The 14780-nt window shown below is 37.2% G+C and carries 13 protein-coding genes and 1 pseudogene; 1 reads left to right on the top strand and 13 read right to left on the bottom strand.

All coding sequences use genetic code 11. The annotated features are described in order from the left end of the window. Positions 1-42: 42 nt before the first annotated feature. Genes HX124_RS10550 through HX124_RS10515 form a run of 8 tightly spaced genes read right to left on the bottom strand, consistent with a single transcriptional unit; the run spans position 43 to position 7454 of the window. Entirely contained in the window at positions 43-1008 is a 966-nt protein-coding gene (locus HX124_RS10550) for a p-hydroxyphenylacetate 3-hydroxylase reductase component (protein WP_286383474.1), read from the bottom strand. 54 nt (positions 1009-1062) lie between these two features. Continuing rightward, positions 1063-2016, bottom strand: coding sequence for a PDR/VanB family oxidoreductase (locus HX124_RS10545; RefSeq protein WP_286383463.1), 954 nt, complete (start codon positions 2014-2016; stop codon positions 1063-1065). A 34-nt stretch (positions 2017-2050) separates the two neighbouring features. Beyond that, positions 2051-2788, bottom strand: coding sequence for an SDR family NAD(P)-dependent oxidoreductase (locus tag HX124_RS10540; protein ID WP_286383462.1), 738 nt, complete (start codon positions 2786-2788; stop codon positions 2051-2053). A gap of 9 nt (positions 2789-2797) precedes the next feature. Then, on the bottom strand, positions 2798-3283 hold the full coding sequence (locus tag HX124_RS10535) for an aromatic-ring-hydroxylating dioxygenase subunit beta (protein ID WP_286377467.1): 486 nt from the start codon (positions 3281-3283) through the stop codon (positions 2798-2800). A gap of 10 nt (positions 3284-3293) precedes the next feature. Continuing rightward, on the bottom strand, positions 3294-4571 hold the full coding sequence (locus HX124_RS10530; protein ID WP_107007953.1) for an aromatic ring-hydroxylating oxygenase subunit alpha: 1278 nt from the start codon (positions 4569-4571) through the stop codon (positions 3294-3296). Positions 4572-4600: 29 nt separating this feature from the next. Continuing rightward, on the bottom strand, positions 4601-5125 hold the full coding sequence (locus HX124_RS10525; protein WP_286383461.1) for a nuclear transport factor 2 family protein: 525 nt from the start codon (positions 5123-5125) through the stop codon (positions 4601-4603). 31 nt (positions 5126-5156) lie between these two features. Further along, positions 5157-6323, bottom strand: a complete 1167-nt coding sequence (locus tag HX124_RS10520; protein WP_286383460.1) for an acyl-CoA dehydrogenase family protein — start codon at positions 6321-6323, stop codon at positions 5157-5159. 18 nt (positions 6324-6341) lie between these two features. After that, positions 6342-7454: an amidase gene (locus HX124_RS10515; RefSeq protein ID WP_286383459.1), complete on the bottom strand. Its 1113-nt coding sequence runs from the start codon at positions 7452-7454 to the stop codon at positions 6342-6344. Between the two features lie 148 nt (positions 7455-7602). On the opposite strand from HX124_RS10515, the gene HX124_RS10510 reads away from it, so the two are divergent. Further along, positions 7603-8070, top strand: a complete 468-nt coding sequence (locus HX124_RS10510; protein ID WP_107007957.1) for a MarR family winged helix-turn-helix transcriptional regulator — start codon at positions 7603-7605, stop codon at positions 8068-8070. Positions 8071-8181: 111 nt separating this feature from the next. Here the strand turns inward: HX124_RS10510 and HX124_RS10505 are convergent, their stop codons facing one another. From HX124_RS10505 to HX124_RS10485, 5 genes and pseudogenes are all read right to left on the bottom strand, one after another. Next, positions 8182-9165, bottom strand: coding sequence for a 3-hydroxybutyryl-CoA dehydrogenase (locus tag HX124_RS10505; RefSeq protein ID WP_286383458.1), 984 nt, complete (start codon positions 9163-9165; stop codon positions 8182-8184). A 1-nt stretch (position 9166) separates the two neighbouring features. Further along, positions 9167-10271 (bottom strand): annotated as a pseudogene (locus HX124_RS10500) (NAD/NADP octopine/nopaline dehydrogenase family protein). Between the two features lie 113 nt (positions 10272-10384). After that, on the bottom strand, positions 10385-11374 hold the full coding sequence (locus tag HX124_RS10495) for an AraC family transcriptional regulator (protein WP_286383457.1): 990 nt from the start codon (positions 11372-11374) through the stop codon (positions 10385-10387). Between the two features lie 217 nt (positions 11375-11591). Then, entirely contained in the window at positions 11592-12950 is a 1359-nt protein-coding gene (locus HX124_RS10490) for a spinster family MFS transporter (RefSeq protein WP_286383456.1), read from the bottom strand. Between the two features lie 420 nt (positions 12951-13370). Continuing rightward, on the bottom strand, positions 13371-14762 hold the full coding sequence (locus HX124_RS10485; RefSeq protein ID WP_107007962.1) for an amino acid permease: 1392 nt from the start codon (positions 14760-14762) through the stop codon (positions 13371-13373). Between the last annotated feature and the right edge of the window lie 18 nt (positions 14763-14780).

Below are 14780 nucleotides of genomic sequence, written 5' to 3'. Positions count from 1 at the left end.
TTACCGATAAAATCTTTCATTTTTTATCGGTAAATAAACGTCTTAAACAATACCTGCAATATCTCTTAAGATTTTAATGAAAATTTCTTTTTCATTTTCAGGGTACTTTTCAAAGACTTCATTTTGGTGACTATCGGCGATATCAAATAAATAATGTGCTGTTTTTTTACCTTTTTCTGTTAAATGATAAAAACCATCATTTTCCACCAATAAGCCTTCTTTGGCTAATATCGCCGCCGATTGCTCAACTTCTCGCATTGGCATTGCAATATCTCGAGGTAAATCAGCTTTGCTAGACGCTGTACCACTGCCAAGCACTAACAATAATCTTGCTTCACTGGTTCTAAAACCTGTCACCAACTGTTTTGGAATATAGTCATTTTGGTAAAATTTAAAAGCACGACTCATCAAATAACAAACGTTACGATGTAAATGCCCTTGATGCATTGCTCCAACATCATATTCAACATGATCATTGGTATCTTTTACTTGCAATAAAGGATGTGGAGTCACACCAGAATATGCACCTTGGTGATATACCAATGGACTACGCCCTTCATCATGGAAATTTACAACTTTGCCAATAATAATCCAATGATCACCACCTTCAATAATTTGATGGCGTTCACATTCAAATACCGCAGAGCAATGTGCCAAAATTGGAGCACCACCTGCACCTTCACGATGGCTTGTACCGTCATATTTATCAATATTACGGCGTGAAAATTTATTCGATAGCTCAATTTGAGAGCCTGACAAAACATTGACTGCGAAGTGTGTTGCTTGTTCAAACACATGAAAACTCGAAGATTTTTTATCAATACTCCACAAAATTAAGGCAGGGTCTAAAGAGACTGAGTTAAAGCTATTTGCTGTAACGCCTACTTTTTCGCCCTCTGCATTTTGTGCAGTCATAATCGTCACACCTGTCGCAAAATTACCTAAAGCACGACGAAATTTCATTGGATCTATTTGTATAGTCTCTATTGCTTGTAATGCATTCATTATTCTCTCCTGAATCTTTGGTCCTATTCCTAAATGGACGGTATCTATTTGAAAAATTTAAATATCAAGCACCAAACGCGCAGATTTAGCCCGAGAACAACAGACTAATATTTGCTCATTACTGGCTTTTTCTTCATCAGTAAAATAAACATCTCGGTGATCAGGCTCACCTTCGATGACATCACACATACATGTACCACATACACCCTGTTCACAAGACATTTCTATTTCAATACCTTCTCGTGCCAAAGCCTGTAAAATCGTTTCTTCTGCATTCACCATGATAATTTTGCCGCTTTGTTGCGCAACCACTTCAAATGCATCGCCACCTGTTTCAATATCAACCTGAAAATATTCTTTATGAATCTGATTTTCAGCAAAATTTTGTGTTGTTGCCAGATTAATCACCCAGTCCATAAACCCATTTGGACCACAGGTATAAATATGACTTTCTGCATCAATATCTTTGATTGCAGATTCAAAAAACTCACGATGGCTTGCACCTTCCGATTTAAAATGAAAGCTTGTAAATGCCGCAAGTTCACCATTTTTAATTTCATCAACAAAAGCACAACGCTCAGGACTTGCACCACAATAATGTAGTTCAAATGAAGCGCCTTCTTGTTGCAACTGGTATGCCATCGTAATAAGTGGCGTAATCCCAATGCCACCTCCGATCAAAACACTATGTTTTGCCTTAACCAGTGGAAATAAATTTTTAGGTTCACTGACCTGAATTTGCATGCCATCTTTGAGGTCATCAAATGCAGAAACTGAACCACCACGTGATTCGGGATCACGTAAAATACCCAAACGAAATATGCCTTGTTGGCTCGGATTTTGACAAAGCGAATACTGTCGAACCATACCATTGGGTAAATGCACATCAATGTGCGCACCCGCCTCAACTTTAGGCAGGACTTTTGCTGTCGCAGATTCAAACTCCATAACTGCGACATTTTCACCTTCAATATGACGGTTTTTAACAACAACAGGATAAAGTGTAGTCATGATTTTTCTCCCTCTTATGCATTAAGCACAAGGCTTAACGCATAAATAATCCGCCGTTAATATCCCATGTTGCACCTGTCACAAATGCAGCACTTGGACTTGCCAATAAAGCACATGTTTCTGCAATAAATTCCATACTTCCTAAGGCTTTCACTGGAATATTTTGAATAAACTGTGCCATTTTTTCATCAGATACGACACTATGTACAATAGGTGACTCCATTGGACCTGGTGCAATGGCATTTACAGTCACCCCTTTTGCTGCAAATTCTTTCGCAAAAATTTTGGTTAAGGTCACAATTGCACCTTTGCTTGCCGCATAATGTGCCCCTGTTGCAGTTCCACCATTTTGCCCAGCCAACGACGCCATATTAATAATACGTCCTTGACCTTTATCTGCCATATATTTCCCAATAATTTGACAGGCTTGGAATGTACCTCTTTGATTTACTTGGGTAATCCAATCAAAATCTGCTGCTGTAATTTCTAAAACAGGTGTTGCCTTAGTGACTGTTGCATTATTAATCAACACATCGAGTTTAGAAAATTTCGTTTCGATCCACGCCACAGCAGCATGAAAATCTGCTTCTTGTGAAATATCTAATTTCAAAGGAAACATATGGTCTGCATGTGCACTACGTGCTTGAGCATTTTCAGCTTTTTCTAAAGTACTTGCCGATAAAATCACCTGATGACCTTGCGCTGCAAAATATTCAGCAATGACATTTCCCAAACCTGATGCAGCACCAGTCACTAAAACAACCTGTTTCATTTTTTTCTCCTAGAGAATGTAACTGATACCCGCTAAAGTATCTGTAGAGTTAACTAAGTTAATAATTTTACGATTAATTTTAAAACCTTGTTCTGCATCACGTACCAAATGGAATGTAATATCTGCGGTATAATGTTTTAAATTTTCTTTACGAAACTCACGTAAGTTCTGCGCACAACGTAAGACGATTTCACCATTTTCATCTTTAATAATGCGTACTCGTGACACACTACGTACAGTATTGGCTTTTGGTGATGTTGAAATTGCTTCACCATTTTTTAAGCGATTCACACGAAGTTGACGCATATGATGATTGTCATAGGCATAGTTCAAATTATTTTCATAATCAGTCAATGTCGGATCAATCGGAATAATATAAACACCTTGTTCATTCCACAGGCTTAACCATGCTTCATGTTCAAAATGGTCGAGCATATCTGCTTCAGCCCAAATAAAAGCAGTCACTTCATTTAATAAATTCAAATCAATTTTCATGGCACTCTCCTTAAGCCGTCATCAACTTTTTCCACTGCTGATAAGCAGCGCGCATCCCTGTTTCAGCACTCACATCGCTTTTTAGACCATCTTCAGTTTTCACTTCACCTGGTAAGCCACGATTCAGCATGATCCACAAATCATCACCTGCACTTGCACCTTTTTGTACACGTTCCCACGCTTCAGCGTCATCTGGTGTACCAAAACCAAATGGACCTTGGAAATGTTCATGTAAACGTAGACGATATTGGTTGGCAATTTGAGGACCACCATCCATCGTAATCACAGAATGGTGAATTTCAGTTTTTTCTACAGAAATCGGCTGCATTACACGGAAAAATGCCATTGAACAAGCGATATTTGGGAAGATATTTAAGTTAAAACCTGAACCACCCACTGCACGTACAATACGACGCACTTCAAGTTCTTCATGTCCTTCATCACGTAAAGCCTGTGCCAAATCTTCAAAACGTTCTTGAATTGGACGTTCCATCAATTCTTCGTCTAAATCAACCAATTCAGGAATCATGACCATCACACTATGACCATTACCCAAATCTTCGACATAGCCTGGTTGGTTTTCAAAGTTAAATAATTCTTCTGTTTTTTCATCTACAGAGCTGAGGAATGATTTGTGTACCAATGGGAAATGATATGCATCTGTTGTATTTTCTAACTGAATTTTCCAGTTACCTGGGAACGTAAAACGGTGCTCACCTAAAACTTTGACAGGATAACCTGCACCTTGTTTCATGAACAAATCAATCCATTTTTTCGCAGCACCTAAAAAGTCTTCTAGTGGCTCTACATCATGATTAAATGAAGCGAAAATCATGCCGTTATATTCTTCGACACGTAAACTGATCATCGGCAGTTCTGATTTATCTAAACATTCACCATAACTTTCAGGAGATGGCACACCACGTAAACTGCCATCAAGTGCATAGCTCCAACCGTGATATGGGCAAACAAAACTATTGGTTTTACCTTTTTTATGTTCACAAACAGTTGCAGCACGATGACGGCAACGGTTTAACAGCACATGAACTTTTTTCTTACGGTCACGTACTGCAACCACAGGTTGTTTACCAATGTTCATTGTTTTATAACTACCAGCATCTGGGATTTCACTCGCATGAGCAACCCAAACCCAAGTTTTATAAAATATTTTTTCCATTTCATCTTCAAAGATATTGGCATCTTTATACAAAGATGTATGCGCACGATCACTTTGCACAAGCTCGTTATAATCAATATCAATATTCTGCATTGGAATAATACTATTCATTTTGATGATCCTTTTTCATTTATCCTTGGTTAATTTTGGGTCGGTACTGGCAATTCGGCTGTACTGTCCCAATGCGATACAGGGCGACTTAAAATATTTTCAGTCTGGAAATGTTTGATTTTCCAAGTTCCATCTGTCTGTTGTTGAAACTTCACACTGAGTTTGGCTGCATTTAAATGACTGCGACCATCACGGAACGTTGAAGTTTGCAACATCAGCCAAGTGGCTTTTGCCTGCTGCTGTTCTACATAAATTTGTTCTGAGCTGACAAAGTGAGCATTCATGACAAAATGTGATTCTTTTTGGATATAGCTTTTGAACATGTCATAAATTGCCTGCCATGATGCATAACGCCCAAAAGATTTGGCATATTTTTCGCCAATCCCTTCCCAAATACTGTTGGAGTCAAATAAATCCATCAATTCATTCAGATCAGTATTGGCATCTAATGCATCACAGATTTCCATATAACGATTGATGCAATTACGGATTGCGCTCTCTGCTTCAAGCTTATTTAGACGTGCTAAGATTGCTGTCAAATCCATGTCATTCATCTTAAATACTCACTTTTTTGCCTAAAAATGCTTATAAATAACCCGGTGTTGGTTTTAAACCAAAACTTACCGAACCTGCATTTTGTAAAGTAGCGTCGCCCATAAAAGCATGCTGTGTCACGACATTGGTATCGTTTACAAAACGGCTAAACACATTATTGGTATAAATAGCAGTCATCCCTGCCAACATTTGCATTTTACGAGCCACACGCGCTGCAACACGTGCTGCATGTGTACAAGACAAACGCATATCACTAATCTGTTGCTCTGACGGTTTTTGCCCTGCAAGTATTTCATTCCATACTGCGTCCATCGTTTCATAGAACCATGTACGCGCTGCTTTAAACTCTGCTTCCACTTGTGCAAATTCATATTGTGTAACAGGTCGATTCGCAATTTCTGAACCGCCTGTAATCGACGCTTTACCCGGTGCTAGTTTTTTAAACTCTTCCAATGCAGCCGCTGCCACGCCAATCCCTACAACCGTCAAAACTTGTGTTGCCAAAGACAAAGATGGATATTTAAAAAAGGGTTCAGACAGTTTTGAAGGCTCACCACGAACAAAAGTCCACTCTTTTGCAACCAATACATCTTCAACAACTAAGTCATGGCTGCCTGTTCCTTTTAAACCAACCGTATCCCAAGTCATTTCAATTTTTACTTTATGTGCTGGCAATACTGCCATACGCGGTAAACCTTGAGCTTCATTGTCTTTACGTGGAGAAATTCCTACACCGACAATATCTGCCCCCATACAACCGCTTGAAAACTTCCAACGACCTTTTACAACCACACCTTCATCTGTGATTTCAGCAGGTTGCGGTGGGAAAATTCCGCCAGCAAATACAATATCAGGCGAATCTTTATATAAAAGCTGCAAAGTTTCCTCAGGCAAACCACCTAAATAAGCTGGACTCATTCCAAAACTTGCAACCCAACCCACTGAACCATCAGCCATAGATAATTTTTCAATTAACTCACAAAATGTTCTTGGCGAAACTTCCAAACCACCAAAACGTTTTGGCACAAGTGCACGATATACACCCAATTGTTTTAACTTTTGAATCATGTCTTGGCTGACATAAGCCTGATCATCAAACTCGCCTGTGATTGCACGTTCACGAATTTCCTGACATAACGTCTCAAGATCAACCGTTGTACTCTGGTCAAAACTAAACACTCTAGATAAATCATTCATTACCTAACTCCTTGTAATTTATTGCGCTGCCTTCACGACAAATTTTGCAATTGCACACAACTGCTCATCCGCATTGCGTTTAGCTACGATTTGTAATCCAACAGGAAAGCCCTGTTCTGTTTCTAGTGGAATAGATATTGCAGGATGCCCAGATAAATTAAATGGGCGAACCAGAGCAGTTAAGTTTAAAAATGCCACCGTATTTTCAGCATCAACAACTTTGGGTGCTAACTGCGGTAAAGTGGGTAAAATCAAAGCATCATATTGTTCCAATAACGCATCAATTTCTTGTGTAAAAATCTTTTTGATTTGCTCCGCTTGTTGAACTTGTTCTTGTGTCGTTTCCGCAGCTTTTAACAAGCGTCCTTGCACATCAGCACCAATCAAACCTGTTCTGGTGAGTGCTGCATAAGCCTGCCAATTTTCATAATTAATGATTTGCATACCTGCATGAAAAGCATCGGTAAAAGATGCGACATGTTCATGCCCAATATCTAAATTTCTTTGAGATAAAAATTTTTCTATACATGAAATGACGCTTACATCTGCATCTACATCCAACCATGCAAGTTTGGGTGTTTGCTCTATGGCATTTAATGCTGAAAAACTTGGATCTATAATTTGCATGGCGGTTTCAATCATTTCGACTGAGTTTGCAAAAGGTCCAACACAGTCCAAAGAACTCGTCTCAGGATGAACTCCATTGCGACTCACACGACCAAATGTAGGCTTTAAACCATATACACCACAGCATGCTGCTGGCATACGAATTGATCCGCCTGTATCTGTACCTAAAGTAAAATCTGCAAGCTGTGCGGCAACAGCAGCAGCAGAACCACTTGATGAGCCACCTGGAATTAACGCTGGATATTTAGGGTTAAGGGGTGTACCAAATGTATGATTAATACCCGTGATGCCAAATGCCAACTCATGTAAATTGGTTTTTGCGGTTATTTTGCAATCATTTGCAAGCACTCGTGCGACGACATCCGCATGATTTTCTGCCACTGCGCTATCTTCTAACGAACGGCTGCCTGAACGTGTTTTAAATCCTTGAATATCTATAGAATCTTTCACCATTACAGTGAGCGTTCCTGATCCTAAATGCACATCCTCTGCAACAATATTCATTCACTTTTCCATGTATTTTTATATATAACTATAATAATAGAAAAAGTAATGTAATTGTCAAGTATTTTTTATACTTAGAATTAAAGTTTTTTTTTCAAATCCTTGTATAATTGGATATATTATTTTTTAACTCAGTTATAGCTTGGCCATGCTTAAAAATTTAGAACAATTTCTTCCCAACAATGAGCCAGAAAGCTTGAAGAGTTATCCATTTTTTTGGATTTCTCAAGTGAACGGGAAATACACTCAACTTATTGAAAAATCTATAAAAAAATTAGGTATAGACAATACTCGCCGTAAAATCATTCTGAGCGCAAATGCCTTAGGACAAGCCAGTATTACCGAAATTGCAAATTTATCTACACTCAAATTAACAACAGCAACCAAAGCAGTATATCGACTGGTTGAGGATGGAATTGTTGAAGTATTTTCATCTGAGCAAGATGAACGTATTTCAATGGTAAAACTGACAGAAAAAGGGTTTTCATTAGTCGAACAGATCAATACCATTAGCCAAATCACACTTTCAGGTATTTTGAATGCTTTTGATGATGATGAACTGAAGCAACTCAATGCTCAAATGAAAAAAATTTACGATCTTATGCCTTCAAGTTAAAATTATTTTCCAATAAAAAACCGTTGTTTAAACAACGGTTTTTTAACTTTAAGTCAAAGCATTCAATGATGATAAAACATGAAGCTAAGATTTGATTTATCAAGATATTTTTTAAACACAATTAAATTTTGGTTTTAAATTTGCCTGTTCAATGCGTTGTGCAAATGTATTTAATACTTGTAACTTATATGCAGCGACATCCATGTTTTCATAATTATAAAAACCTTGTTTTTCACGTAAACCATTTCGGTTATTTTGCATATTTTCTACAATAACCTCAGGTGTTGCATAACGCTCACCCAGTTCTTTTTGCAAATACTGTGAAGCATAGTACAAAATATCACCACCGCCCCAATCAATAAACTCAAGCAGCCCCAGTACAGAAAAGCGCAAACCAAAACCTGTACGAATTGCAATATCAATATCCTCTGCTGATGCTACACCTTCCTCAACCATACGGGCAGCTTCATTCATCGCTAAGGCTTGAATACGAGGTACGATATACCCTGCTTTAGCATTACATAGCACAGGAACTTTGCCGATTTGTGTTAAAAAAGATCTCAGCGCTTCAACCGTTTCATTTGAAGTCTGTTCTGAACGACTCAGTTCAACCAATGGAATCAAATAAGCAGGATTTAACCAATGTGCGTTTACAACACGCTCAGGGTGTGACAACATTTTAGCAATATCGGTCACTAAAAAAGTCGATGTGGTTGAAGCAACAATGCATTGTGTTGGTATATATTGATCAAGCCAACTAAAAATATCTTGTTTAACTTGTGATTGTTCAGGCACCGCCTCCATCACCAAATCACATTTTTTCAAAAATTCAATTGCTGTTGATTTTGCCATGATTTCAATATTATTTTGAATCATCTGCATTTGATCAGTTTGAATAAATTGAATATCCTGTAATAAAGTCAACTCTTGAGCAAGATCTTGCTTAACGTGCTGCTCATAAAGTAAAAACGCCTGTTCAGCACGTACTTTTGCATCAATTAATTTGACCTGTAAGCCAGCGTAGCCGAAAGCGATTGCAATCGCTTTTCCCATACGCCCAGCGCCAACGACTGCAACATTTTGAATTTTAGACATGTTAAATTCCTTGTTGCAGTAAAATCTGCATGTCTTGTCTAGATTTATTGACCAAACCTAAATTTTCTAAAGTACGCCCTTCAGCATATAAGTCCTTACCTGTAACCGCAGAAGCAAGATTCAATAAACCTTCAGCAACAGGGGTTGCCACACCAACCCAACGTCCAACAGACACAATCAAAGATAAACCTAAACGCGTATCCTCTAACATATAACGATGTTTTTCTAAGTCAATATCTTCACGCCAATCACCGCTATCGGTTAATTTTCCATGTGCTCCACGTCCATACATCCACTCATCACCCTCACCATCCTTATTATAATGATCAGCGAGTGGGAAATGCGGCAGCATAACCTAGAGCTTCTCGTACACGTATACGCTCAGCATCAAGCGCATTGGTCACCCGACGAATAGAGGGCTGTGTTCCTTCATTATGAATATCCCATGCCTCAAAATGCTCTAGAGGACCTGCATTCATCATAATCAGTGGTGGGTGAATAATTGGACCTGCATTCATCAAAGCCCCACTTAAACCATCTTCAATAGGCTCTACACTCGGATAAGCTTGTTTTAAAATATGAAATGCATGCTCAGATAACTGACTTGGGAAGACACCCGTAGGTAAACGTGTCGCATAACCACTCACAACGATATGATTAACGCCATGTTTACGAACTAAATAGGGCAATGTTCCTGTTTCAGCAAAAGCAACTTTGGCATGATTGCCTGCATCATACATCGCTTGAGCAAACACAAAACTTCCAAAAGTACCCGGTGGTAAAAACACCACTTGCCCTTCTTTAAAATAAGGCGCGGCTTGAGCTGCAAGATTTAAATGTGTTGTTGATGGCAATGGAATAATCACCAATTCAGCATCTTGAATGGCTTGCTCTAAATTATTTTGCAGGTTGATTTGACACGCTTTAAAACCCACTGTGACTGAACGCTCACCTTGATAATCTTTGACAAAAAGCTGACCTGTAGCTGCTAATTCATTTAAAGCCTCTGTATCACGACGCCATAAAACAACCTCATGCCCTTTTTCTGCCATTTCTAAAGCTGCTGCATAGCATCCGTGACCGCCACCTAATACTGTAATTTTCATTATTCATCCTCCTGATTGATACCCTCCATCATAGAGCGAATAAAATCAGGTGGCATCTCCGTATGCGACAGAACTATTCCATTTACGAAGAGAATATGTTGAGCATTTTAACTTTAAGCAACACGCATTTTTAAAGTTTGTGAAGGTAAACAACCATAACGCTTTTTATAAATCGTCGAAAAATGTCCAAAACTTTGAATGCCATTTTCCAGTAAAATATCAGATACAGTTTCATATTCATGACTATTTAATAAGGCTTGATGCACCAATTCCACACGTAAATCACGAATATATTCGATTGGCGTTTGCTGAAAATATTGATTAAATCCTTTTTGTAAAGTACGCGTTGAAACAGCACAAAACTGGCTTAATTCAGCTAAGGTAATATTATCTCTCAGATGTTGTTGAATATATTTTTGAGCTTTTTTCATATAATTGGGTAAAACCTGTTGCCGCCGTTCATTTAACTTTAAACTATAATTATTGGGCACTTTTAATAAAATAAGTTCAATTAAATATGCGGTAAAACTTTCTGAAATAAAACTCCAATTTTGAATATTATAATAGGCATGACATAAATAGTTTAATGTTTCAACAATGGCACTTAAACCTTCATCAGTACATGACATTCCGCTATTAAAAATAACTGCTTCTGTACTACGATAACCCAACATTTTAAATAATTGTGTTTCTACTTCTTGCTTACTGAGTTTTAGAATAATATTGCGACAATGATGATTGGTCATAATACGACTTTTGGTATGCGGATGCGTGACTGTCATAATCCCAACAGATTGCACTACTTTGTTTTGTGCATATTCAACTTTGCATTGACCTTCTAAAGTGATCCGAAATAAATAATATGGTGAATCTTCATCAAGCGTAATCGCAACAGGTGCGCTATATTTCAAATCATACAAAGCAGACTGACCAAAACTAAAACCATTTAAACGTGTATTTAAATCAGTCACTGCTTTTACATCAAATTGATGTGGGCATAAATAATGACTAATTTGATCTTTTATTGTTTGATAATCATTGGAATTAAATAATAAAAACTCATCTAAATAATGCAAATGATTAAAGTTAAATAATTGTTTCATTACTGCCCTCCATTGGCTTTATTGTTCTTTTTTAAAATAGCAAAAGCCCACGTATTCACAAATGGGCAATCACAAAAATCTATCACAAAGACTTTTTTCTCAAATCAATTTAATCATTCATCAATGATCATTTTTGATTTTTATCAGAAGTCTAATCCATTTATATTGTTCGGCTATATATCACTACTTTTAAAATAAGATATAAGCCCTGCAAACATTATGAGATACCTTGACCTTGTTCTTGCTGCATACTGGTACTAAATGCTTTACAGCCTTTTTTCAATAAAATAAAGGCTAAAACACACGAAATCCCACCAACAATAGACAATGAAGTTCCAACCATTAAAGGGTTTTCAAACACTTTATCTGTGACCAAAGCCACCAAAGTTGTGCCTATTCCAACTGCGACTAAGTTACTAATCAAGAGAAAAATTGCTGAAATCTGCGCCCGTAACTGATTTGGTGCTAACATTTGCATTGCTGTGGTGGAAATTGGCATTGGGAAAGATGCGAAGAACATCGCAGGTGCTAATAATGTCACGACTAACCAAAGTTCTGATACTTGTGTAAATGCAATTAAAGGTAAAACCAAACCCACAATGCCGATAACACCTGTAATCATTGGGGCATCTTTACGACCTTTTTGAATCAACCAATCATTTAACCAACCTGCACAAAACACGCCTAAGGTATTTGCAACCAATAATACCGTGCCTAACATATATCCAGCTTCAGTTGGTGTCATACTAAACTTGCGCATGAAAAATGCAGGTGACCAACTAATTAAACAATACAATGCCATGGCATAAAAAGTGAAACCAAAATAATGACAGCTAAATGTTGTACGATGCTTTTTTAAAAATTGAAAGGTGGCTTTCATGCTCACTTTTTCAACTTGACCTGCTGCATTTAACTTCTGACCTTTACGTTGTGGATCACGTACTGTTAAAAGAAAGAGTAAACCAATAAAAACACCAGGCAAACCCACTAAAATAAATGCCATTTGCCATGCTTTAATTGCACCAAAAATTGGAATTTGGATTAAGCTCATATCTTTAAGTAAGCCAATCACATAACCGCCAACTAAAAAGGCAATCCCACCACCAACAAATGAACCAATAGAATAAACCGCCACAGCACGTCCAAGTTTATCCTTACTGAACATATCACTAAACATAGAGTATGCTGCAGGTGATAATGCTGCTTCACCAACACCAACACCCATACGGCTAAAAAACAACTGAATAAAATTTTTACTTAAACCGCATAATGCTGTGGCAATACTCCAAAACACAATCCCAACAGCAATAATTTTAGGGCGTGAAAAACGGTCTGCTAAATAAGCAAGAGGCAAGCCCATAAAGGCATAAAATAATGAAAAAGCTAAACCGTGTAATAAACTAAATTGAGTATCTGTTAAATTTAAATCTGCTTTAATTGGCTCAATCATCAAAGCTAAAATTTGCCGATCAATAAATGAAAATATATATGCCAACATACAAAGTAAAACGACATACCATGCATATACACTTGATTTACTTTGTTCTTTTTCCCTATGGATATTTAAATTACTCATCCATTTTCATCCTGTGAAACGATAACATCGTGTTATCGTTATTGCGTTTCCTTAAGCAATGCACAATGTAAAGAAAATGTGTTGAATAAAATTTAAAATGGCAGTATTTTCAATTGGATCAATATGAAATGAGCGATTTAAAAGTCAGCAACATTTTACCCTTCATTGTGAATAACTATGTCCATTCGCGATATTATGTTCACTTTTAAATGTATTTTTCCATAACTTTTTAAGTATATTTTTATACCTTTTTATTCATTCTCCAGATTGAGACCATATTTTAGAACCACAGAATATTTTAAATTTTCAAAAATAAAATAAATAATGTTTTAATTTTCATAAGTTTAAAATAAATACAGCAGATAAATACTCATTTTTTTATATGGTTTTTATCTGCTGTAAAAAATTGAATGTTCTAGTCTAATCTAAGTTCATCACCACAGATTGGCTAGATTTACGCTTACGCGTCACAATCAAGCCACAAATCACAACAACAGACGTTACCCCTAAAGACAAAGCTGTTTCATAGCTATAAGCAGGTGACAAGAACATATATCCTAACACACTTAAAATCACCACAATGACAAACCAAGTGAGCCAAGGAAATAACCACATTTTAAATGGAACAACTGCGCCTTCTTTTTCAAGTTTTGTTCTTAACTTTAATTGTGAAAATGCAATCACCAAATAAACCAATAATGCAATTGAACCTGTGGTTGAAAGTAAGAACCCAAACACTTGACCTGGAAAGATATAGTTCACAGCACAACAAATTAGCCCTACGAAAGTTGACGCAAAAACAGCAATGGTAGGCACACCACTTTTATTTAACTTAATCACCATGTTTGGTGCCTCTTTACGTGCTCCTAAAGCAAATAGCATCCGAGAAGAGGTATATACTGCGGCATTCATACAGCTTGCAACAGCAATAAAAACTACCGAATCCATAATCAGTTTAGTTTCAGGTACATTCAGACTCATTAATACATATTGGAATGTTCCAAATTTTTGTAAATCTGGCGAACGCCAGTCAACCAAAGCAACCGCAAGAAAAATAGACACGACAAAAAATAAAATAATACGATATAACACTAAATTGGTGGCACGCTTAATTTTTTCTTCTGGATTTTTAGACTCGGCTGCCGCAATAGATAAAATCTCTATACCAAAAAATGAAAATGCCGAAATTAAAATTGCAGATAAAACACCACCCATGCCATGTGGCATGAAACCGCCATTTGAAACTAAATTTCCAATTCCACTGACATCTTTAGCCAAGGGCCAAAAACCAAAAATTGCAGTTAATCCGATTCCTATAAACACCACAATCGCAATGACTTTAATTAAAGCAAACCAAAATTCAAACTCGCCAAAGCTTTTGGTGCTAAAAAAATTTGCCAAACTCAACAATATAATAAAAGCAAAAGCATAAATTGCACTTGGAATTTGTGGAAACCATGCATGTAAAATTTCTGCACCAGCAATGGCTTCAATTGGGATCACCAAAACCCAAAACCACCAATATAGCCAACCAATGGTAAACCCTGCCCAAGGACCAATCGCTTTACGTGCATATGTTGAAAATGAACCTGTATCTGGCTGAGTGACCGCCATCTCACCTAACATGCGCATTACAAAAAAAACTAAAATACTGGTAATCATATACGCCAGTATTGCTGCTGGACCTGCTTTAGCAATTGCTGCAGAAGAGCCAACAAATAAACCTGCACCAATCACACCACCGATACTGATCATCGTAATATGTCGGTTGGATAATCCTTCACCTAATTTTGTTGTTGTTTCATTGTTCATCTTTGATTCCTTCAAAAT

It is taken from the genome of Acinetobacter sp. 226-1, from assembly GCF_030329325.1.
Lineage (GTDB): Bacteria > Pseudomonadota > Gammaproteobacteria > Pseudomonadales > Moraxellaceae > Acinetobacter > Acinetobacter sichuanensis.
Note: the sequence above shows the minus strand (reverse complement) of the source record. Positions and strands in the feature narration are given on the sequence as shown.

Coding starts and splice junctions, on each gene's coding strand:
- HX124_RS10510 (WP_107007957.1), top strand. CDS start 7,603: ATGCTTAAAAATTTAGAACAATTTCTTCCCAACAATGAGCCAGAAAGC.
- HX124_RS10485 (WP_107007962.1), bottom strand. CDS start 14,762: ATGAACAATGAAACAACAACAAAATTAGGTGAAGGATTATCCAACCGA.
- HX124_RS10530 (WP_107007953.1), bottom strand. CDS start 4,571: ATGAATAGTATTATTCCAATGCAGAATATTGATATTGATTATAACGAG.
- HX124_RS10490 (WP_286383456.1), bottom strand. CDS start 12,950: ATGAGTAATTTAAATATCCATAGGGAAAAAGAACAAAGTAAATCAAGT.
- HX124_RS10535 (WP_286377467.1), bottom strand. CDS start 3,283: ATGAAAATTGATTTGAATTTATTAAATGAAGTGACTGCTTTTATTTGG.
- HX124_RS10505 (WP_286383458.1), bottom strand. CDS start 9,165: ATGTCTAAAATTCAAAATGTTGCAGTCGTTGGCGCTGGGCGTATGGGA.
- HX124_RS10545 (WP_286383463.1), bottom strand. CDS start 2,016: ATGACTACACTTTATCCTGTTGTTGTTAAAAACCGTCATATTGAAGGT.
- HX124_RS10520 (WP_286383460.1), bottom strand. CDS start 6,323: ATGAATGATTTATCTAGAGTGTTTAGTTTTGACCAGAGTACAACGGTT.
- HX124_RS10540 (WP_286383462.1), bottom strand. CDS start 2,788: ATGAAACAGGTTGTTTTAGTGACTGGTGCTGCATCAGGTTTGGGAAAT.
- HX124_RS10515 (WP_286383459.1), bottom strand. CDS start 7,454: ATGAATATTGTTGCAGAGGATGTGCATTTAGGATCAGGAACGCTCACT.
- HX124_RS10495 (WP_286383457.1), bottom strand. CDS start 11,374: ATGAAACAATTATTTAACTTTAATCATTTGCATTATTTAGATGAGTTT.
- HX124_RS10525 (WP_286383461.1), bottom strand. CDS start 5,125: ATGAATGACATGGATTTGACAGCAATCTTAGCACGTCTAAATAAGCTT.